Here is a 22614-nt window from a genome sequence, read left to right as displayed (position 1 = left end):
AAGTGGCATGAAGCATTTTCATCATATAGAGTATTAAAGAACACTATATTTGAATTGGAAATAGGTGAATCAAATGGGACTAAAGCAACTTCTCCAAGGTAGTGAGATCCTTCATCAATATTAATTAAAGATTTTAGAGATTCATAACCTTCCTTAGCGTCAAAATCAATGACTCTTCCATCTTTAAATGTAAGAGAGAAATTGTTAATTAGATTACCTCCATAATTTAGAGGCTTTGAACTAAAGACTTTACCATTAACACCAGTCTTCTTTGGCATTGAGAAAATTTCCTCTGTAGGCATATTGGCAATAAATTCTATGCCTTCAGGAGTATATTCTGCACCACCTACCCATAAGTGATTATCAACAAGCTCTAGGTTTAAATATGTACCTAAGGAATTAGTATAGTGAAGGGCTTTAAAATTTTTATTATTAAGATAGTTTATTTTTTCAATTAAAGTTTTCTTATGATAATTCCAAGCTTCAATTGGATCATCTTTGTCTACACGCACTATTTTAAATATGTTTTCCCATAGTTTATTCATTGCTTCTTCCTCAGATATATTAGGGAATACCTTAGTTGCCCAACCTTTAGTTGGGATGGCTATTACAGACCAAGAATTTTTGTTACTCATAAGTCTTTCGCTAAATTCTTTTGTAGCAATACTAGAAGTTTTTTGAGAAGCTGCAATTTTAGCAGGATCAACATCTTTTAATAGTTCAGGATTTGATGCACTGATACTTAAAAAGCAAGCACCGTCTTTAGCATAAGTTAGCATGGAGTCTTTCATCCAATCAGGATATGATTCAAAAACTTCCATTGGGGAATTAAGATATTTAAGTTTACCGCATTCCTCATCGCTCCAATGAACAATAACCTCTTTTGCACCAACCTTATAGGCCTCATCAACAATCATTCTTGTGAAGTTAAAACATTCTACAGGTGATTTTATAACAAGGATTTGATTAGGTTGTACATTTACACCAATGGATACGCTAAGCTTTGCATATTTTCTCAAGATTTCATCATTTATTTTCATATTACTTAGATCCTCCGTTTATTAGTTGAAGAATAGTTTTAGATTATTCTAATACAATAGCTTTCTATGTATTTCCATTATATATGTAAAATTACTAAATTTCTAGATAAATTTATACTTATATCATAGATTTTAATAGCATACCCATAAATGAAAGAAATAATACGTTGTGAGCATAATAGAATACAGTTATTTTATAGTGTTAGTTATACATAAAGAAAGTTATGTTATAAAAATCATATAAAGGTTGTATAAGAGTATTTCATATGGAGAATATTTATGTTATAACATAGAAAGAAGGAATTTAATAGGGGTCATATATAATGATAATTTATCAGCACAATAAATAGGTTTAAAGTGAATTTATTGTAAATTATGAAAGTTTTTAAAATATAAGGAGGTGAACTTTAGTAAGTATGTGCTTATTGGTTAGTACATACTTCTAAAGTTAAGTTATGTTTAAGGAACATATAGAGGTAAATAAAGATTATATAATAGAAGATTTGGTAGAGTTAGTAAAAATAAGAAGTGTAGCTGCTGAGAAAAGGCCTAATATGCCTTTTGGAGAAGAGGTGAATAGAAGCCTTAGATATGTATTAGATAAAGGGAAAGAAATGGATTTTAAAGTCCAAAATTTTTGTGGATATTGTGGTCAGGTAGATGCTGGATACGGTGATTATACAATAGGTATTTTATGTCATGTAGATGTAAATGAAGAGGGAGAAGGATGGACAAAATCACCCTTTTCAGGAGAAATTTATGATGGCAAGATATATGGACGAGGTATTGTAAAAGGAAAAGCCCCTTTAATAGCTTGTTTATATGCGATGAAATTCTTACAGGATGAAAAGTTAATTCCAGAAACCAAAAAAGTTAGAATGATTATTGGAGCAGATAAAGAGACTGGAATAAAGAGCATAAATTACTATAAAGAGTATGAAATAGCTCCGGATATAGGGTTTACTCCAGATGGTGTGTTTCCTGTAATATATGGAGAAAAAGGAATCATGAATTTAGATCTTCAAATGGAGTTCTCTAGTGACTATGATGCGCCTATTAATATAGTGCAAATAATTGGAGGAGATAGTATAGATACTGTACCTTCTAAAGCAAGCATTATACTAAGTTGTGATGATATATTTAAGGATAAAATTGAAGCTGAATTAAAAAGGTTTTCAGAGGTTGAGAATATAAATTATGAAGTCCACAGTCAGAATAAACTTATTAATATTGAATTTATAGGTAAGAAAGCTAATAGTAGAAACCCGAATAAAGGTATAAATGCTATATCCTATGGACTGAAGTTTCTTGCAAGCTTTGAGGAATTCATAGACAAAAAGGAATTTATTCATGAATATAATAGATTAATTTGTACTTCTTATAATGGAGAAAGAATAAACTGTAAATTACATGATGAAGATTCAGGAGAATTTACTTTCAATGTGAGCACCATAGATTTAAATAATGATAGAGTTTGTATAAAAGTAAATATTACTTATCCAATTTCGTATGTTTATAGTGATGTGTTGGAACTTGTTAAAAATGGATTCAAGTATTCTCCACTTAAGATAAATAACACAAACCATGTTAGGGCAATTTCCTTTTCTAAAGATAGTTTCGTGGTAAAAAAACTTATGAAGGTATATAGGGAAGTTACTGGAGATGAAGAATCACAACCTTATGTGACATGGAAAGAAACCTATGCAAGGGTTATGAGCAATACAGTATCCTTTGGTCCGATACTTCCTAAAAATAAAGAATTAGATTATGAGATTGATGAATTTGTCACTATAGATGAATTAATGAATTTAATAGAAATATATGCTATGGCTATATATGAATTATTAAAATAGGATTTAAAACTATTGAAAGGGGTGGGGTCTTATTAAGAAGAAATATGTATTGTTACTTGTAACAATATTGTGGATTAGCTTTATATTTTATATGTCCTCTAAGCCATCAGAGGAATCTTCAAAATCTAGCTCTAGAATAGTAGATATGGTATTGAACACATTTAATTTAGATGAGTCTAAGGAAGAAGTGTTGACTGTAATAGTTAGAAAGGGAGCTCATTTTACGGAATATTTAATATTGAGTGGTTTAGTTACAGCCACCTATGGAGCTTTTACGGATAAGAGAAATCATTCTTTTATTCTATTAATGTGCATATTAGTAGCTTTAAGTGATGAATTTTTACAGAGTTTTATTATGGGGAGAAGTTCTGAGGTGAAAGATGTACTTATTGATTTTAGTGGTGCGCTTACATTTTTTTTAGCCAATCATATAACTACTCATATAAAGATTGTGAAAAGAGGATAATTTCATGGAAAAATTAAAATTATATAATATATTTGCATACATAGGGTGGTTTGCTATCATATACTACTTTATTTTAACAATAGTTAGTTTCCATGCAGCCTTTGCAGAATTTTGGTTGGCCTTATCCATATTAAGCTATATAATTTATAAGATGTTAAAAAGCAATCTTATAGGACATTCCTTAGTAAGGATATTAGCTATATTTATTTCTATAGGACTTATAATTTTCTTAACTTTAGAAGGTTTAATTATATACACTGGAACTATAGAGGATGATCGTGCTACAGACTATGTATTAGTATTAGGTGCTGGACTAAACAAGGAGAAGATATCTAAATCTTTACGCTTTAGATTAGATAAGGCCATAGAATTCAATAGAATTCACAGTAACATACCAATTATAGTTAGTGGTGGTATGGGTAAAGGAGAAGATATTACTGAAGCTCTGGCTATGAAGAGATACTTAGTAAGTAATGGAGTAAAGGAAAATAATATAATAATGGAAGAAGAGTCTACTAATACCTATGAGAATTTTAAGTTTTCAAAAGAAATAATGGAAAATAAAAATAAGGAACATAATAGTGAATCCAAAGAAGATATAAGCGTTACATTGATAACCAATAGATTTCACATGTTTAGAGCTAAATACATAGGTACTAATACTGGATTAAATATATATTGTTATAGTGCTCCAAATGAAATAGTTACAGCATTAAATTTTTATGTAAGAGAAAGCTTTGCCTGTATAAAGGAATTAATTTATCACTATATTAAATAGAATTAATAGGGGGGAATTAGGTGTATATAGGAATAGATTTAGGTGGCACTAATATAGGTATTGGTATGGTAGATAATGAAAATAAGTTAATATACAAAGATTCAATTCCTACTAGAAGAGAAAGAGAATTCAATGAAATTGTTGAGGATATTGTAGCTTTAATTTCTAGAGTTATAAGTATTAATAATATATCAAAGGATCATATTCAAGGAATAGGAATAGGTGTACCTGGAATAGTAGATCCAAAAAGTGGAATTGTCATTGATTGCGTAAATCTAAGGTGGAAGACTGTAGACGTTAAAGGAATTATTGAAAATAAGCTGAATATTCCAGTTTCAGTTGGTAATGATGCTACCGTAGCAGGAGTAGCAGAGCTAGTAGTTGGAGCTATGAAAGGGTACCAGACGGGAGTTTTAATAACCTTAGGTACAGGTATTGGTGGAGGAATAATAATTAACGAAGAGGTATACGATGGGTTTCACGGGATAGGGTCTGAAATTGGACATATGATAGTAGGTGAAAATTATTATCACTGTAATTGTGGAAGAAATGGATGTTTAGAGACTTTTTCCTCATCTACAGCTATAATAAACTATGCAAGGAAATTGATAGAAGAAGGAAATTATTCAACTATTACAACTAGGGTTAATGGAGATTTGAATAGTATTGATGGTAAAATTATATTTGATGAGGCTAAAGCTGGAGACAATATAGCTGTTAAAGTAATTGATAGAATGACAAATTATTTAGCAATAGGGATTATGAACATTATTTCTATAATAGATCCTGAAGTCTTCGTAATAGGAGGTGGGCTTTCGGCAGCAGGAGAATATCTTGTTTCCATAATAAAATATAAGGTGTCAAAGATACCTTATTATAAAGGTATGAATACTGGGAAAATTGTATTATCTCAGATTGGAAATGATGGTGGAATTATAGGAGCAGCTGCATTATGTAGATATAGGTGATAAATAAATATTTAATAAGTAAGTACTTATGGAATAAATAGAAAATTTCCATAGGTACTTTTTGTTTCATAATAAAGAATTTATTTTCAATAATTATAATTTTAAATATATCTATGATAAGGATATTTATGTATTAATCTTCTACAATTCATAAATTATTCATAAAATATTTCAGAAAAATCTAAAATTGTACTATATGTGTAGCACATATAAAAAATATATGAAGTTTTCAAATAAAGGTTTATTTTTTTTCAATTTTGTATTATCATATAAATAAACACGAATAATAAATATACTTTTAAATATAATGTTCGTATATGTTGAAGGGGGATACGTTAGATGAATAAAATATTCACCATTTACGTTGAAAAAAAATCGGAATTTAATAAGGATGCACAAGAATTATTAAGGGAGTTTAAAAATTTATTATCTATTAAAGGTATTAATAAAATAAGATTGATAAACAAGTACGACATTTGTGGAATTACAAAGGAAGAGTTAGAAGCGATAAAATATACGGTATTAAGTGAAAAAAATACTGATAATATATATGAGGAAAATATAGATTTAGAAGGAAGTAAATATTTTGTAGTTGAGTATCATGAGGGTCAATATGATCAAAGGGCTGATTCGGCGGTTCAATGCATTCAACTAATCACTCAAAAGGAAGCTCCACAAGTTAAGACTGCGAAAGTGATAGCTTTATATGGAGACATTACTAAAGAGGAACTTAAAAGAATAAAAAGTTACTATATTAATTCTGTAGATTCTAAGGAAAGTTCATTAAATAAAAAAGAAACTATAATGGAGACGCAGAAATTGCAATCTGATGTAGAGATAATAGATGGATTCATAAACATGAAGGAAGATGAATTAGAAGGTTTTATAAAGGAAAGAGGGTTATCCCTTAATACAGGAGATATAGTTTTAATAAAAGATTATTTTAAAAGTGAAAATAGAAACCCTACTATTACAGAAATAAAGGTACTAGATACTTACTGGTCAGATCACTGTAGGCATACTACATTTCAAAGGGTACTAACAGATGTAGATTTCGATGAAGGAAAGTATATGGAGCCTATTAAAGAAGGGTTTAAAGTATATGAGGATTACAGAAGAGAAGTATATGAAGATAAAGAAAAGCCAATGACTTTAATGGATATGGCAGTTATAGCTATGAAAAAGCTAAAAAAAGATGGAAAGCTTCAAAAGTTAGATCAATCAGAAGAAATAAATGCATGCAGTATAGTTGTTGACGTTGATGTGAATGGAGCATTAGAGAAATATCTCCTAATGTTTAAGAACGAAACCCATAATCATCCAACAGAAATTGAGCCATTTGGAGGAGCTTCAACTTGTCTTGGAGGAGCAATAAGAGACCCTTTATCAGGTAGAAGTTATGTATTTGGGGCTATGAGAATTACTGGTTCTGGAGATCCAAGAATGGCCATAGAAGAAACTTTAGTAGGAAAGCTTCCACAAAGAAAAATTACTAAGGAGGCAGCAAGAGGATACAGTAGTTATGGAAATCAAATAGGATTAGCTACAGGCTATGTAAGGGAAATTTACGATGAAGGGTATGTGGCTAAAAGAATGGAAGTTGGAGCAGTTCTTGGAGCAGCTCCTGCTAAAAATGTTATTAGAAAAGTGCCTACTCCAGGAGATGTAGTAATACTGCTTGGAGGAAGAACTGGAAGAGATGGAATTGGAGGAGCTTCAGGCTCATCAAAAGAACATAATGAAAGATCCATCGATAATTGTAGCTCAGAAGTTCAAAAAGGAAATGCACCAACAGAGAGAAAGATACAAAGATTATTTAGAAAGAATGAAGTTACAACACTGATAAAAAGATGTAATGATTTTGGTGCTGGTGGAGTTTCTGTAGCTATAGGAGAACTTGCGGATGGTATTAAAATTAACTTAGACAAAGTTAAGAAAAAATATGATGGATTAGATGGAACTGAATTAGCTATATCAGAATCACAAGAAAGAATGGCAGTAGTTGTAGAAGAAAAAAATGTAAAGAAATTTATGACTCTTTGTGAGGAAGAAAATCTAGAAGCCACAGTAGTGGCAACTGTTACTGAAGAGAAAGCTATGATTATGTCGTGGAAGGGAAAAGATATAGTTAATATAAAGAGAAACTTCCTAGATACAAATGGGGCTAGTACCTATGGAAAAGTTTACGTTACTGCACCAATAGAAGGGGAAAATTATTTTAGTATGAGGGATACTACTTCATCGTTAAAGGAAACCTTCGAAAATGTTGTTAAGGATTTAAATGTTGCATCTCAAAAGGGTCTTATGAATATATTCGATTCTACTATTGGAGGGAATACTGTATTAATGCCATATGGAGGAGAAACGCAAAGGACTCAAGTGGATGGTATGGTATTAAAAATGCCTGTAGACAATGGCGAAACTACGACTACAGCCTTAATGACTCATGGGTTTAATCCAAAAATTTCATCATGGAGCCCTTTCCATGGAGCGTTATATGCAGTAGTAGAAAGTGTTACTAAATTAGTAGCTTTAGGTGGAGATTTGAATGGAATTTACCTTTCCTTCCAAGAGTATTTTGAAAAGCTAGGTGATAGCCCTGAAAAGTGGGGAAAACCATTTGCAGCATTACTAGGTGGACTTTATGCACAGCATAATTTAGGAATAGCAGCTATAGGTGGTAAGGATAGTATGTCAGGGACCTTTAAAGAATTAAAAGTTCCACCTACATTAATAAGCTTTGCTGTAACCACAGGAAATATAGAGAGTACCATCAGTAACGATTTTAAGAAAGTAGGAAGTAAAGTTATAGTGGTAAATACACCTATAAAAGAGGATTTTGCCCCAGACTTTAAGGAGCTAAATAATAACTATAAGCTAGTAAATAAATTAATAAAATCGGGACAAGTTTTATCTAGCGGTAGTATAAACTATGGTGGAGTTATAGAAACTCTTGCTAAAATGTGCTTTGGTAACAACATAGGTATTGAACTAAATGAGAAAATATCTATGAAGCAACTTCAAAGTTTTGGATATGGTTCTATAATATTAGAAGTTAATAAGGAATTAAATGTTGAAGATAAGAACATTATTTGTCTTGGAGAAACAATAAAAGAAGCATTAGTAATTAAATCGAATGAAAAAGTTGACTTAAATGAGTTGGCAGCTATGTATGAAGAGGGACTTAAAGAAATATTTATTAAGAACTATGAAAATAATAAATTAAATAATCTTGAGATGAAAGATGAAATATTAAATGATAAAAGTAAAAGAAATGAGAATATAAAAATATCACCAATGATTAAGATTGTAAAGCCAAAGGTGTTTATCCCAATATTTCCAGGTACAAACTGTGAATATGACGGTGAAAGAGCTTTTGCAAAAGTAGGAGCACAGGTTGAAACTTTAATATTTAATAATTTATCTCCTAAGCATATAGAGCAATCTATCTTAGATATGGAGAAGGAAATTAAAAAGTCACAAATAATTATGCTACCAGGTGGATTCTCAGCAGGGGATGAGCCAGATGGTTCAGGGAAATTTATAAATGCTATACTTAGAAATGCAAGAATTAAAGATGCTGTTATGGAGTTATTAAATAATAGAGATGGACTGATTCTAGGAATCTGTAATGGCTTCCAAGCCCTTATAAAATTAGGACTTGTACCATATGGAGAGATAAGAGACATTGAAGAGAATAGTCCAACATTAACTCACAATCTAATCGGAAGTCATCAAAGCACTATGGTAAATACTAAAATAGTAAGTAATAAATCTCCATGGCTTAGTGAATGTAGAGAAGGTGAAATCTATAAAGTACCAATTTCTCACGGAGAAGGAAGATTTATTGCTAATGAAAACATAGTAAAAGAATTGTTTATAAATGGTCAAGTTGCAACTCAATATGTAGATAATAGTGGAAATCCAACCTATGATATAAACTTTAATCCAAATGGATCTGCATATGCAATAGAAGGAATTACAAGTATAGATGGAAGAGTATTTGGAAAGATGGCTCATAGTGAGAGAATTGGAAATGGTGTTATTAAAAATGTGTTAGGTGAACACGACATGAAAATCTTTGAAAGTGGAGTTAAATACTTTAAATAAAATTTAAATTTGGAGGAGTACTAAATGAAAGTAGCAATTATATTTGGAAGTAAATCTGATACTGAGGTAATGAGGGGTGCAGCAAAATGCTTAAGAGAATTTGATATTCCCTTTGAAGCCTATGTTCTCTCAGCTCACAGAGTTCCAGAAAAACTAACAGAAGTTCTAAAAAACTTAGAAGAAGAGGGATGTGAAGTAATAATAGCTGGAGCGGGATTAGCAGCTCACCTTCCAGGCGTTATAGCTTCAAAAACCATCATACCGGTAATTGGAGTTCCAATAAATGCAGCTATTAGTGGACTTGATGCTCTTTATTCAATAGTGCAAATGCCAAAGTCAATTCCAGTAGCTACTGTAGGAATAAATAATAGTTATAATGGTGGAATGATGGCGGTACAAATGCTTTCAATAAAGTATCCAGAGATTAAGAATAAATTAAGTGAATACAGAAAGAATATGAAAGAAAATTTTATAAAAGAAAATGAAGTGGGGGTAGAATTATAATGGATATGAAAAATTTTATTTATGAAGGAAAGGCAAAGAGAATATTTAAAACTGAAAAAGAAGATGAGGTATTAGTTTACTACAAGGATGATGCTACAGCATTTAATGGTGAAAAGAAGGCTTCAATATCTTCAAAAGGAATTCTTAATAACACTATTAGTTCTATAATTTTTGAAATGCTAAATGAAAAAGGAATAAAAACTCACTTTGTAAAAAAAATCAGTGATAGAGAGCAAATATGTAAAAAGGTAGATATAATTCCACTAGAAGTTATAGTAAGAAATATAGCAGCTGGTAGTATGGCTAAGAGATATGGGATTGAAGAAGGCACAGAGCTTAAGACTACAGTACTTGAAATAAGCTATAAAGACGATGATTTAGGAGATCCTTTAATGAATGACTATCATGCCATTGCATTAGATATAATTACAAGTGAAGAGCTCGACTATATATATGAACAAGCATCTCAAGTAAATAAAATACTTACTGAATTTTTCTTGAAACAAGATATAAAGTTAGTAGACTTTAAGCTAGAATTTGGAAAGCTTAATGGAGAAATATTATTGGCAGATGAGGTTTCGCCAGATACATGTAGATTATGGGATCTTAAAACTGGAGAAAAGCTTGATAAAGATAGATTTAGAAGAGAACTAGGAGATTTAGTAGAAGGATATACAAAGGTACTTGAAAGAATTAAATAAGATCACTAGCAAGGATATTTTTTAGGAGGAAACAGTAATGGATTTTAAGTTTAAGGCTTCTATTTATGACGGATATGAGTGTTATGATGAAGATAAATTCCACGATGAATGTGGAATATATGGAATATATAGCAAAAAAGATAATTTAGATGTGGCAAAAAGGACCTATTATGGTCTTTATGCCCTTCAACATAGAGGTCAAGAAAGTGCAGGAGTAGCAACTTTTGACGGAAGTGATATGCATTGTCATAAGGATATGGGACTTGTATCTGAAGTATTTAGTAAGAAAATTCTAAAGGGGTTAAATGGGCATAGTGCAATTGGACATGTTAGATATTCTACATCAGGAGATAGTTCAGTGAAAAATGCCCAACCTCTTATGGGGAAATTTAAGCTAGGAAACATTGCCATCGCCCATAATGGAAACTTAACTAATGCAGATATAATTAAAGAGCTTTTAGAAGATTCCGGATGTATGTTTCAAACATCTACTGACACTGAGGTAATTATTAACCTTATATCAAGAGGTTCTAAGAAAGGAATACTTCAAAGTGTAATTGATTCTATGCAAGCTATAAAAGGTTCCTTTGCTATTGTAATATTAACTGAAAATGAACTAATAGGAGTTAGAGATCCATATGGAATTAGACCACTATGTCTTGGAAAAGTAAATGAAAGTTATATATTAGCATCCGAAAGTTGTGCTCTAAATGCTACAGGAGCTGAATTTATAAGAAATGTGGAACCAGGTGAGATAGTTGTAATTAATGAAGAAGGTGTAAAATCCATTAAGTTTGGTGAAAAATCTAAGCTCGCTACTTGTTCCTTTGAATATATATATTTTGCAAGACCAGATAGTGTTATAGATGGAATTAGTGTTAATCAATCTAGATATAAGGCCGGTATTAAATTATACGAAGTGGCTCCAGTAGAGGCTGATATAGTAGTTGGAGTTCCAGATTCAGGTATGTCAGCTGCTATGGGATATGCAAAAGCTTCAGGAATACCTATAGATATGGCACTTATTAAAAATAAGTATATTGGTAGGACTTTTATAGCACCAACTCAAGAAGAGAGAGAAGCATCAGTAAACGTTAAGCTTAATGTTATAAAAGAAAATGTTATTGGAAAAAGGATAGTTTTAATAGATGATTCTATAGTTCGTGGAACTACTAGTAAAAGATTAGTGGCTATGCTTAAGGAAGCTGGAGCTGCTGAAGTTCATTTTAGAGTTTGCTCTCCTAAGGTTAAATATCCTTGTTACTATGGTATTGATATACCTTATAGAAGTCAGCTTATAGGTGAGAAAATGGACGAAAAAGAAATAGGGGAAGTAATTGGAGCTGATAGTTTAGTATATCTTTCAAAAAAAGATTTGCTAGATTGTCTTGGAAGTGACCATGGATTTTGTTGTGGTTGTTTTGATGGAGAGTATCCAATTTCAGCACCAGTAAAAATATAGCAAGGAGTGATATAGGATGATTACGTATAAAGATGCAGGAGTCAATATAGAAGAAGGCTACAAAGCTGTGAAACTTATGAAAGAGTATACAGCTAGAACTTTAACTTCATCAGTTTTAAATGGAATAGGAAGCTTTGCAGGAATGGTAAAACTTCCTGAGGGGTATAAAAAACCTGTACTAGTTTCTGGTACAGATGGAGTAGGAACTAAAATTGAGATTGCAATCAAGCTTAAAAAGTTTGATACAGTTGGTGTAGATTGTGTAGCTATGTGTGTTAATGATATTCTATGTCATGGTGCTAAGCCTTTATTTTTCCTAGATTATATTGCTTGCGGTAAATTAGATTCTCTTATAGCTAGTGATATTGTAAAGGGTGTTAGTGAGGGGTGCTTACAAAGTTATGCTTCACTTATTGGTGGAGAAACAGCAGAAATGCCGGGAATGTATGATTTAGGAGATTATGACCTTGCTGGATTTGCTGTTGGAATCGTGGATGAAGATAAAATTATAGATGGAAGCAAAATTAAAGAAGGAGATGCCCTTATAGGCATAACTTCTTCTGGTGTGCACAGTAATGGTTATTCATTGGTAAGAAAAGTTGTTACAAATTATGATGAAGTCCTTGAAGGAAGAACTCTAGGTGAAATTTTATTAGAGCCAACAAAGATATATGTAAAGCCAGTGTTAGCACTTATGGAGAAGTTTGATATTCATGGAATGGCACATATAACTGGTGGTGGATTCTATGAAAATATACCAAGAATGTTTAAAGAAAATTTCACAGCGGAAATTAAGAAGGACTCTTTCCCAAGACAGCCTATATTTAAGTATTTAATTGATAAAGGAATAGACGAATATCACATGTTTAATACTTTTAATATGGGAATAGGTATGGTTCTTGCGGTAGACAGTTCAATCAAGGATGATGTAATTAGTGAACTTAAAGCCCTTGGAGAAGATGCTTATGAAATGGGTATAGTACAAGCTGGAGGTGGAGGAGTTTGCTTAATATAGCGGTATTAGTTTCTGGTGGAGGAACTAATCTCCAGTCTATCATTGATAGTATTGAAAATGGATATTTAAAGGATGTAAAAATTAAATATGTTATCAGTGATAGGAAAGGAGCCTTTGGAATGGAGAGAGCTAGAGCACATAATATAGATACTTTAGTTTTAGATAGAAAAATATATAAAAAAGAGCTAAGTAATAAAATTTATGAAGAATTAAAGGATAAAGTGGATCTAGTTGTTCTTGCAGGATATTTATCAATTATTTCTTCTCCATTAATAGAAAGCTTTAAAAATAAAATAATTAATATTCATCCTTCACTAATTCCAAGCTTTTGTGGAAAAGGCATGTATGGAATTAAAGTTCATGAAGCAGCTATAAATTATGGAGTGAAGGTTAGTGGATGCACGGTACACTTTGTAGATGAAAATACAGATACAGGAGCAATAATTCTTCAGAATGTAGTAAAGGTGTATGCAGATGATACTCCAGAAGAGCTACAAAGAAGAGTTCTGCAAGAGGAGCATAAAGCATTACCTTTGGCTATAAAGCTTATAAGTGAGCATAGGATTGTTGTAGAGGACAGAAAAGTTATTATAAAGGAGTAATGAAGTTATGAAAAGAGCTTTAATAAGTGTTTACGATAAAAATGGAGTTGTAGATTTCACAAAATTCTTAGTAGAGCAAGGAATAGAAATCATATCTACTGGAGGTACCTATAATCTTTTAAAGAAGAATAATATAGATGTTAAAGAAGTAGCAGAAGTTACAAATGCACCAGAAATGCTAGACGGAAGAGTAAAAACTCTACATCCTATAATTCACGGTGGTATACTCGCTATTAGAGATAATGAAAAGCATATGAGGACTTTAGAAGAAAGAAAAATTGAGACCATAGACTTAGTATGTGTTAATCTATATCCTTTCTTTGAAAAAGCTAATGAGAGTCTAACATTTGAAGAAACTGTAGAGTTTATAGATATAGGTGGACCTACAATGCTTAGAAGCGCTGCTAAGAACTTTAGAGATGTAGTTGTGATAAGTGATGCAGAAGATTATAAGGTAGTTATGGAAGAAATGAAGGCAAAGGGAGAGGTTTCCTTTGAAACTCGTAAATATCTTGCTATGAAGGTATTTAATTTGACTACAGCATATGACAGTGCAATATGTGAATACTTATTAAATCATATGGAGAATAAGGAGAATACTTCAAATAAATATTTAGCTTTATCCTATGAAAAGATGGATGATTTAAGATATGGAGAAAATCCTCATCAAAGTGCTACAGTATTTACTAACACAAATAAAACTGGAATGCTTAACAATATAGAAATATTAAATGGAAAGGCACTTTCATATAACAACATAAAGGATATGGATATAGCTTGGAAGGTAGTAAATGACTTTGAAGAAGTTACATGCTGTGCTTTAAAACATAATACACCTTGTGGAGTTGCAGTAGGAACATCTGCTTTAGATGCTTATGTAAAAGCTTATAGTTGTGATTCTATTTCAATCTTTGGAGGTATAGTAGCACTTAATACTAAAATAACTAAAGAAGCAGCAGAAGAAATGAAAAAGACTTTCTTAGAGATTATCATTGCACCTGAATTTGAAGATGAGGCTTTGGAGATTCTTAAAGCAAAGAAAAATTTAAGGGTGATAAAATGTACTAGCAGACCAAGTGATGAAAAGGAAGTTATTTCTGTAGATGGTGGAATATTGGTTCAGGACGTAGATAAAAAGCTTTATGAAGAGTTAAATGTAGTTACAGAAGCTCAACCTTCAAAAAAATATATAGATGATATGATATTTGGTATGAAGATTTGTAAATATGTTAAATCTAATGCTATTGTAGTAGTTAAGGATGGCATGGCTAATGGGATAGCTGGTGGACAGGTAAATAGAATTTGGGCTACAGCACAAGCGATAGATAGATCAGGAAACGGAGTAATTCTGGCATCTGATGCATATTTCCCATTTAGAGACTGTGTAGATGAAGCACACAATCATAATATAAAAGGAATAATTCAACCTGGTGGTTCTATGAGAGATCAAGAAAGTATTGATGCATGTAATGAATATGGTATACCTATGATTTTTACAGGTATTAGACATTTTAAGCATTAGTACCTTATAAGTTGAAACTTGAGGTGATTTTATGAGAATTTTAGTTATAGGAAATGGTGGAAGAGAACATGCTATAGCATGGAAGCTTGCAGAGGATGAGAAGGTTACAAAAATATATTGTGCTCCAGGAAATGGTGGAACTTTCATGGAGAATAAATGTGAAAATATTAATATAACAGATAGTGAAGAGCTTTTAAAGTTTGCTCTAAACAATTCTATAGATATAACTGTAGTTGGGCCAGAAGTATATCTTTGTAGTGGTATAGTAGATTTATTTAAAAGCCATAATCTAAAAATATTTGGTCCAAGTAAAAAAGCAGCAACTCTTGAAGGAAGTAAAACTTTTGCAAAAGAGTTCATGAAAAAATATGGGGTTAAAACAGCAGCCTATGAAGCTTTTAATGACTCAAAGAAAGCGATAGAGTATTTGGAAAAAGCTGAATATCCAATAGTTATAAAAGCGGACGGTCTTGCAGCTGGAAAGGGTGTTATTATAGCTGAATCTATGGAAGAGGGTATTAAAGCCATAAATGATTTTATGGTTAATGATACTTTCGCAGGAGCAGGAAAGGAAATTATTATAGAGGAGTTTTTGCAGGGTATAGAAGCTTCAATATTAAGTATTGTTGATAGAAATACTATAATTCCTTTTATATCCTCTAAGGATCATAAGACCATATTTGAGGATAATAAGGGGCCTAATACTGGTGGTATGGGAACTGTGGCTCCGAATCCATATTGTGATGATAAGGTTTTAAAAGCTTTTGAAGAGGATATTTTAAATCCAACCCTTAAAGGAATACAGGAAGAGTGTCTAGATTATGTAGGAATTATCTTCTTTGGATTGATGATTTGTAAAAAAGGAGTATACCTATTAGAGTATAATGTTAGAATGGGAGATCCGGAAACACAAGTTGTACTCCCTCTTATGGAAAGTTCTTTTCTTGATATAATTGAGGCTGCTATAGAGGGAAAACTTAGTAGGGATATGGTGAAATTTAAGCCAATGACGGCTTGTTGTGTTATAGGAGCTTCAAAGGGGTATCCAGGGAAATATGAAAAAGGTGAATTAATTACTGGTATTGGGAGCTGTAGTGAAAAAGTATTTATTGCTGGAGCTGAGGTTATTTTTAACAAATTAATTACAAGTGGTGGAAGAGTATTAGGAGTTACAGCACTTGGAGAGAATTTGTCAGAAGCTATAGAGAAGGCATATAAAGGCCTTTCTCAAGTAAACTTTAATGGAATGTATTATAGAAAAGATATTGGTAAATAAACATTAGTAACAAAAAATTAATAGATATTTTATTATTAAAATTTTCATTAATATATTTCTTTATTTCAAGAGCTAAATTTTTATCTTCTAAACTTAGAATATGTCTTATAAGATATATATGTAGTTCGGGTTTTTAAAAGTAAGTGATTACTTTTAAAAAGATTGTTTTTATTATATCCTATGTTTAAGAACAGTGTTGATAATATGACAATTTTTAAGAGAAGCCAAAATGGCTTCTCTTAATTCACATTTTATTAAAAATGATTGTTAAATAATTGTTGATGTCTATATTACAAATTTGTATCATATATTTTGAATATCACATCTTTGCCCCATTTCTTTTGATTTTTTATATTTTAAAGAACATTTCTAAATATGTATGCTTTATTCTATATTTACATATGAGTTCCATAATAATATTACCTATTTTATCAATAACATATACTTGTTCTTGGGATATTCATTTTTTCATTACCCTTAACCACTCGTTTATGGATTTTACGAGGCATAGTAAATGTCATACTTTTCTTATGGTTATTTTTAAAAGAGTATCTAAAAAAGCCCTGTAAACATCAATAAAACTACCAAAACCAATATATACTCTAATAGAGTATGAAATCTCATGACTCCAATAAGAATGATGTCGGTATGCTTATTTCAACTTTAGTGTACTCACTGTAAGCTTAGATATATCAAAGCTTTTACCATCAAAAAAAGTAAAATCTATTTAAACAGCAGTTTCAATACTTTTTATAAAGAAATTTAATTGAACGAACATTTTCAATATAAAACATTGCAATAATTATCATAGTAGAGTTTTTAAAACTTTTTTATAAAATATATTTGCATATTGAGAAAGATAGTTATTTAATGTTTTAATTATTGATTTATTGCTAATACTATTCATAGAAACAAACCAACTTTTCAAGTTATTTGTGTCGTTATGATTAGTTTACAAAGGTCTAAGTTATTTATTTTGTTGTATTCTTTGTGATTTAAATAAATTAGCATTTTATATGTTTAAAGGTATATGAAGCAACTTTAAATCTGATAATATATAGTAAAAAAGTTCTTAAGAATTTATTACAATATATTTTTTTTGTTGAAATAAATAAGCACATAATGTATTATAATCAGTATGTATACTTATGTACTTACATATTAATACTAAAAAATGTAAAATAATATTAACAAACTGATGAAAATTGTGTAAAATATATATGCATGAAAGATAACAAAAATACATTTTTTATACAAAGCTATAAATTAAATTTCATAATAATAACATAGTATGTTATATATGGGAAAATAAAGGTGAAGAGTATGTTCAATTTAATATTATTAATTATTATGTCTCCATATACTGCATTATTTATTGGAGTATATACTACTTATAAGGTAATAAGAATGAGAGAGGAAATACAAAAAAATAGTTGGAATATAGGATTGATTCTATTATTCATTTGGTCTTTATTAGTTGGACTTCTAAATAAAAGTATTATGTCTACAGCTGTTTCCATAGTATTTTTCTTATACTTTACGATAAGTGTAGTCTTACAAAATTATTGTAAGACAGAAGAAAAGTTGGAAATAATATGTAACTATTTAATTAAGTTCTCGGTTTTTTCAGGTATTATTGGAATAATAGAAAAGGTTACTTTTGCATATTTTCCTATGGAACTTTGGAAAAAAGTCTTAGGGTTACCACTTAGTATTTCAACTGATCATAGAATTTTTAGTACCTTTGGAAACCCTAACATAGCGGGTGACTGGTTTGCCACTATGATCATAATGACTATATATTATGCTTCTAACAACAAAAACTTTAAAGAAAGGATACCATATTACTTTGCCACAACTCTTTTCGTAATAAATCTTTGTTTCACAGGATCAAGAGGTGCTTTTGTTGGATTATTGTTTGCGTTAGGTGTATTATTCTTATTGGAGTTAAAAAGAAGTAAGAGTGAATTAATAGTAATTTTAGCTATTGCCTTAGTTATAGGAGTAGTTGGATTTACGCCTCCTAAGGTATCTGATATATCTCAAGAGATTACAGGACATAACATTGAAAGATCTTTTGATACTAGAGAAGAGATTTGGAGAGGATCCTTAAAAATGATAGAAGAAAAACCTTTAACTGGGTGGGGAATGTTAGGAACTATAGAGCATGGTAATGAATTTTCAAGATATAGTGATGTTATTAATCATTCTCATAATATTTGGCTATCATTTTTGACTTCTTTAGGAGTAGTTGGACTTTTGGGTTACCTATATATGAGAGCAAATATATATAAAAATTTGATTTATCTTTATAAAGCAGGATATAGTAGTGTAGCTCTGCTTATGGCAATGCAGACAATTGTTTTAATTCATGGAGTTATTGATTTTACAATAATAACTCCACAAATAGGAATATTGTTTATTGGATCATCATCCATAATTACGACTTTAGCAAAAGAGAGTGTTAATGTGTTTCCAAAGAGAAGAAGTATAGCAGTATAGTTATTAAATTTAAATTTTGTTTAGAAGCTTTTATGAAGGTAGAAATCCTTCATAAAAGCTTTTTTATATTAAATTAATTACTAAGCACCAATATAATACTAATTATATCAGTATTATCTATAAGTAATATTATATTTATCAATAATTAATATTGGTAAATTATTATATAAAGAAATAAAATAAGGTTAAGAATAATGTATTACATTTTATAAAAGATTAAATGGGGGGCATTACATTATGAATCTAGAATATTTAAGAGATATGGGGCAATCTAATAGAGAAAAGATTATGAGAGAAGAATTGGGAGAGGAAAAATGTAGGATAATTGATAAATTCAACTTGCATCCTAATGAAAACTTATATTGGGAAAGAATAGAACCTAAATATCCTAATCAAGAATATTTTAGTCATAAACTAGCTATGAAGACTTCACCTATAGGAATAATATTTCATATAAATAGATTATGCTACGCAAAAACTAAATACTTTGAACAGAATTGGGACAAATTTGTTCCTTGTATATATAATTATATAGATAGTTTTGTAGAAACGGAAATTTATAATATGGAATATATTAAACACAAAAGTACAGGTATAATTTTAGATTTACGGGAACTTGCTAAGATTCATTGGATAGATGATTTCAAATCCATATGTAACTATTTAGAAAGAAAAGAGATGGAAATACAAGTCTTATAAAAAGATTAAACATATATGAGCTTAATTATCATTGGATAATTAAGCTCTACTTTTATAAAGGACTATAAAAAAGATAATATTTAAGCTAATATATAAATAAGTAAATTTATTTAATAGATATTTGGAGGGGTGAAAATTATAATGAACATAGATTGGAAACCAGATAAAAATTTAGAGAAACCCCTATATATTCAAATTATAGATTATTTTAAGGGGAAAATAATAAGTGGAGAATGGCAAGTAGGATTTATGATTCCTACACAAAGAGATTTAGCTAAAAGTTTTAATGTAAATAGAAGTACTATTGTATCAGCTATAGATGAATTAAAGGCAGAAGGTATTTTGGAAGGAAAAGGTAAAGGCGGAACTAAAATAGTAAATAATGTATCACCTTTACTAGCTAACATACAACCGGATTGGAAGTCTTATATTGATGAGGGAATTCACATTCCAAATGTTAAGACCATTAAGAAAATCAATACTCTTGAGTTTAGAGATGATTATATCCGATTAAGCACAGGAGAGCCATCTTCAGAATTATTTCCAAAAGAAAATATGAAAATAATATTAAATGAAGTAGCTAAAGATATAGACAATCTCGGATATGAAGGTCCTAGTGGAACTATTTATCTTAGAGAGCAGGTAAGCCAATATTTAAAAGCTTTTGGAATAGATGCAGCACCATCTTCTATACTAATTGTTTCTGGAGCATTACAAGCAATACAGCTAATATCTATGGGCTTATTACAAAAGGGATCAACAGTGTTGTTAGAAAACCCTTCATACATGTACTCACTTCAAACATTTCAATCCCTGGATATGAGGAGAAGCGGAATACCGATGGATAGTGAAGGAGTTGTAGCTAATTTAATTCCTGATTACATTAAAAAGCATGTGCCATCTATACTATATACTATACCGAACTTTCAAAATCCTACTTCTATAGTTATGTCAGAAAAAAGAAGGAAAGAAGTATTAAAAATTTGTCAGAAGGAAAAGTTACCTATTATAGAAGATGATGTGTATAGAGAGCTGTGGATTGACGCACCACCACCTAGTCCTATTAAGAGCATAGATACTAATGGATTAGTGCTATATGTTGGAAGCGTATCTAAGACATTATGTCCAGGACTAAGAATTGGTTGGATTGTAGGACCTGAACCGGTAATTGAGAGATTAGGTGATATAAAGATGCAAACAGATTATGGATCTAGCTCTTTATCACAGATTACTGTAGGAAAGTGGTTAGAAACTGGATTGTATAACGAACATTTAAAGGAGATAAGAAAACAGTTATCTATAAGGCGAGATGTAACAGTAAATGCCTTAAATAAATATTTTAAGGATATAGCTACATGGGATGTACCTTCAGGTGGATATTATGTATGGATTACTTTAAAATATAAAATAGGTATGTATAAGCTTTTTGATGAAGCATGTAAAATAGGAATTTTATTATACCCTGGATACATATATGATTCTAACTTTAATTATTCTTTAAGAATTTCATTTTCTTATGCACCCATAAGAGAGCTAGAGGAAGGTTTGTTTAAGTTATCATTACTTATTAAAGAGTTAATTAAAAGTTAATTTCATCAATATATTTGTAATATATATGATTAATTAAGTATTATAGTTGATTCTTAAGAGCCGCCCATAACGCAATTATATGGTTGTGTTATGGGCGGTTTTTGGTTGGGTTCATTTAAATTAATATGGATGGAGAGATGTTAAGTGAATTTTCTTATAATATAAATAAGATAGCAGCTGTTAAATAAAACTAATTTAAATTAGGTATCTTTATAATTGGGGACTGGAGAGGATACTATGTTAGAAAACACTTTAATTAATGATATTCATATTAAAAGTATAGAGGAACAGGAAGGATTTCCTTCATTAGAGGTAAATTTAAAAAAGGTATATGAAAATACTAAATATGTGGTAGACTTATGTGAAAACCAAGGAATTTCTGTGGCAGGAGTAGTTAAAGTTGTACATGCTATGCCTCAAGTGGTATCAGAAATGGATAAAGCAGGGTGCAAATATCTTGCTACATCTAGAATTAATCAAGTTATAGCTATGAGAAAACAAGGTATAGAAAAACCCATTATGCTTATTAGAATACCTATGCATAGTGAAATAAAGCAGTTGGTAGAGTATGCAGATATAAGTTTGAATTCTGAAATAGAAACCTTAAAAAAAATAAATGAAGAATGTAAAAATCAAAACAAAACTCATAAGGTTATTTTGATGATGGATTTAGGTGACTTAAGAGAAGGTGTTGTGGACCAGGAGGAATTCTTAAACTTAGCCTTATATGTGGAGAAAGAATTAAATAATCTAAGGCTTTATGGAATAGGAACTAATTTAGGATGTTATGGCTCTGTAAAACCTACAGAAGATAACTTAGGAAAACTATGTGATGTAGCAGAAAAAATTGAATCTTTAATTGGTAGAGAATTAGATGTGATATCAGGAGGAGCTACTTCTTCTTTAACTTTAATTTGGGATGGAAAAATACCTAGTAAAATCAATAATTTAAGAATAGGTGAAGGTATATTAGTTGCTAAAGATTTAGATGATTTTTGGAAGTACGATATGTCTATGCTTCATCAAGATTCATTTATACTGAAGGCACAGATTGTAGAGGTTAAAGATAAGCCATCCCATCCAATAGGTGAAATTTTTATAGATGCTTTTGGGAATACACCAACCTATGAGGATAGAGGAGAAAGACGGAGAGCATTATTGGCAATAGGCAAGCAGGACTTTGTTTCTGTAGATACTTTAATACCTAAAGATAAAAATATAGAGGTAATTGGCGCTAGTAGTGATCATTTAATTATAGATATAGAAAATTGTCAAACTAATTATAAAATTGGAGATATTATAGAATTTAATATATATTATCCACATTTATTATATCTTAGTGGCTCTAAAGATGTGAATAGAATCTTTGTATATTAGATAGATAAAATATATTGTATTGTAGTTATTATAGATATATAAAATAGATTTTCAAATACCTATTTTATATATCTATATTTATTTACAAAATTAAATAATCTTAATATAATAGTAGTTGTGACAAGGATATGTGTCATTAGCTCAGTTGG

Annotated in this window: 17 protein-coding genes; 16 read left to right on the top strand and 1 reads right to left on the bottom strand. The window is 30.4% G+C overall.

The features are described 5' to 3' along the window. Positions 1 to 1040 (bottom strand): aminopeptidase (locus tag B3W71_RS08700; protein WP_346888547.1); only part of this gene is annotated, 1040 nt, incomplete at its 3' end. A 455-nt stretch (positions 1041 to 1495) separates the two neighbouring features. Between B3W71_RS08700 and B3W71_RS08695 the strand changes: the two genes are divergently transcribed. The 16 genes from B3W71_RS08695 to B3W71_RS08620 all read left to right on the top strand — a co-directional run bounded on the left by B3W71_RS08695 (position 1496) and on the right by B3W71_RS08620 (position 22465). Further along, positions 1496 to 2893, top strand: a complete 1398-nt coding sequence (locus tag B3W71_RS08695) for a Sapep family Mn(2+)-dependent dipeptidase (RefSeq protein WP_346888546.1) — start codon at positions 1496 to 1498, stop codon at positions 2891 to 2893. 49 nt (positions 2894 to 2942) lie between these two features. Then, on the top strand, positions 2943 to 3359 hold the full coding sequence (locus B3W71_RS08690; RefSeq protein WP_346888545.1) for a VanZ family protein: 417 nt from the start codon (positions 2943 to 2945) through the stop codon (positions 3357 to 3359). A 4-nt stretch (positions 3360 to 3363) separates the two neighbouring features. Further along, the gene (locus B3W71_RS08685; RefSeq protein WP_346888544.1) at positions 3364 to 4137 is read left to right on the top strand and encodes a YdcF family protein; all 774 of its coding nucleotides are present in this window, start codon (positions 3364 to 3366) and stop codon (positions 4135 to 4137) included. A 20-nt stretch (positions 4138 to 4157) separates the two neighbouring features. Next, complete coding sequence (locus B3W71_RS08680) at positions 4158 to 5105, top strand: ROK family protein (RefSeq protein ID WP_346888543.1); 948 nt, start codon at positions 4158 to 4160, stop codon at positions 5103 to 5105. Between the two features lie 339 nt (positions 5106 to 5444). Beyond that, on the top strand, positions 5445 to 9215 hold the full coding sequence (locus B3W71_RS08675) for a phosphoribosylformylglycinamidine synthase (protein ID WP_346888542.1): 3771 nt from the start codon (positions 5445 to 5447) through the stop codon (positions 9213 to 9215). A 24-nt stretch (positions 9216 to 9239) separates the two neighbouring features. Next, the gene (gene purE, locus B3W71_RS08670) at positions 9240 to 9719 is read left to right on the top strand and encodes a 5-(carboxyamino)imidazole ribonucleotide mutase (protein ID WP_346888541.1); all 480 of its coding nucleotides are present in this window, start codon (positions 9240 to 9242) and stop codon (positions 9717 to 9719) included. Next, complete coding sequence (gene purC, locus B3W71_RS08665; protein ID WP_346888540.1) at positions 9719 to 10420, top strand: phosphoribosylaminoimidazolesuccinocarboxamide synthase; 702 nt, start codon at positions 9719 to 9721, stop codon at positions 10418 to 10420. Before purE ends, purC begins: the two co-directional genes overlap by 1 nt. 37 nt (positions 10421 to 10457) lie before the next feature. Continuing rightward, on the top strand, positions 10458 to 11882 hold the full coding sequence (gene purF, locus B3W71_RS08660; RefSeq protein ID WP_346888539.1) for an amidophosphoribosyltransferase: 1425 nt from the start codon (positions 10458 to 10460) through the stop codon (positions 11880 to 11882). A 16-nt stretch (positions 11883 to 11898) separates the two neighbouring features. After that, positions 11899 to 12897 carry a phosphoribosylformylglycinamidine cyclo-ligase gene (purM, locus tag B3W71_RS08655; RefSeq protein WP_346888538.1) on the top strand — a complete coding sequence of 333 codons (999 nt, stop codon included), beginning with the start codon at positions 11899 to 11901 and terminating at the stop codon, positions 12895 to 12897. Next, positions 12885 to 13499, top strand: coding sequence for a phosphoribosylglycinamide formyltransferase (purN, locus tag B3W71_RS08650; RefSeq protein ID WP_346888537.1), 615 nt, complete (start codon positions 12885 to 12887; stop codon positions 13497 to 13499). The genes purM and purN overlap by 13 nt, the downstream gene beginning before the upstream one ends. 7 nt (positions 13500 to 13506) lie before the next feature. Then, positions 13507 to 15021 (top strand): bifunctional phosphoribosylaminoimidazolecarboxamide formyltransferase/IMP cyclohydrolase, encoded by a 1515-nt coding sequence (gene purH, locus B3W71_RS08645; protein ID WP_346888536.1) that lies wholly within the window; start codon positions 13507 to 13509, stop codon positions 15019 to 15021. Positions 15022 to 15052: 31 nt separating this feature from the next. Then, on the top strand, positions 15053 to 16297 hold the full coding sequence (gene purD / locus B3W71_RS08640; RefSeq protein WP_346888535.1) for a phosphoribosylamine--glycine ligase: 1245 nt from the start codon (positions 15053 to 15055) through the stop codon (positions 16295 to 16297). A 1323-nt stretch (positions 16298 to 17620) separates the two neighbouring features. Further along, entirely contained in the window at positions 17621 to 18799 is a 1179-nt protein-coding gene (locus tag B3W71_RS08635) for an O-antigen ligase family protein (protein ID WP_346888534.1), read from the top strand. Between the two features lie 237 nt (positions 18800 to 19036). Then, complete coding sequence (locus B3W71_RS08630; protein ID WP_346888533.1) at positions 19037 to 19498, top strand: hypothetical protein; 462 nt, start codon at positions 19037 to 19039, stop codon at positions 19496 to 19498. Positions 19499 to 19639: 141 nt separating this feature from the next. Continuing rightward, positions 19640 to 21088 carry a PLP-dependent aminotransferase family protein gene (locus tag B3W71_RS08625; protein ID WP_346888532.1) on the top strand — a complete coding sequence of 483 codons (1449 nt, stop codon included), beginning with the start codon at positions 19640 to 19642 and terminating at the stop codon, positions 21086 to 21088. Between the two features lie 237 nt (positions 21089 to 21325). Next, positions 21326 to 22465 (top strand): alanine/ornithine racemase family PLP-dependent enzyme, encoded by a 1140-nt coding sequence (locus tag B3W71_RS08620; RefSeq protein ID WP_346888531.1) that lies wholly within the window; start codon positions 21326 to 21328, stop codon positions 22463 to 22465. The last annotated feature ends 149 nt before the right edge of the window (positions 22466 to 22614 follow it).

It is taken from the genome of Clostridium sp. UBA1056 (genome assembly GCA_002316385.1).
Lineage (GTDB): Bacteria > Bacillota > Clostridia > Clostridiales > Clostridiaceae > Clostridium_J.
The sequence above is the reverse complement of the archived record's forward strand: the minus strand, read 5'-3'. Positions and strand labels throughout refer to the sequence as shown.

Coding starts and splice junctions, on each gene's coding strand:
- purC (WP_346888540.1), top strand. CDS start 9,719: ATGGATATGAAAAATTTTATTTATGAAGGAAAGGCAAAGAGAATATTT.
- B3W71_RS08620 (WP_346888531.1), top strand. CDS start 21,326: ATGTTAGAAAACACTTTAATTAATGATATTCATATTAAAAGTATAGAG.
- B3W71_RS08635 (WP_346888534.1), top strand. CDS start 17,621: ATGTTCAATTTAATATTATTAATTATTATGTCTCCATATACTGCATTA.
- B3W71_RS08685 (WP_346888544.1), top strand. CDS start 3,364: ATGGAAAAATTAAAATTATATAATATATTTGCATACATAGGGTGGTTT.
- B3W71_RS08675 (WP_346888542.1), top strand. CDS start 5,445: ATGAATAAAATATTCACCATTTACGTTGAAAAAAAATCGGAATTTAAT.
- B3W71_RS08630 (WP_346888533.1), top strand. CDS start 19,037: ATGAATCTAGAATATTTAAGAGATATGGGGCAATCTAATAGAGAAAAG.
- purF (WP_346888539.1), top strand. CDS start 10,458: ATGGATTTTAAGTTTAAGGCTTCTATTTATGACGGATATGAGTGTTAT.
- purE (WP_346888541.1), top strand. CDS start 9,240: ATGAAAGTAGCAATTATATTTGGAAGTAAATCTGATACTGAGGTAATG.
- purM (WP_346888538.1), top strand. CDS start 11,899: ATGATTACGTATAAAGATGCAGGAGTCAATATAGAAGAAGGCTACAAA.
- B3W71_RS08625 (WP_346888532.1), top strand. CDS start 19,640: ATGAACATAGATTGGAAACCAGATAAAAATTTAGAGAAACCCCTATAT.
- purH (WP_346888536.1), top strand. CDS start 13,507: ATGAAAAGAGCTTTAATAAGTGTTTACGATAAAAATGGAGTTGTAGAT.
- purD (WP_346888535.1), top strand. CDS start 15,053: ATGAGAATTTTAGTTATAGGAAATGGTGGAAGAGAACATGCTATAGCA.
- B3W71_RS08695 (WP_346888546.1), top strand. CDS start 1,496: ATGTTTAAGGAACATATAGAGGTAAATAAAGATTATATAATAGAAGAT.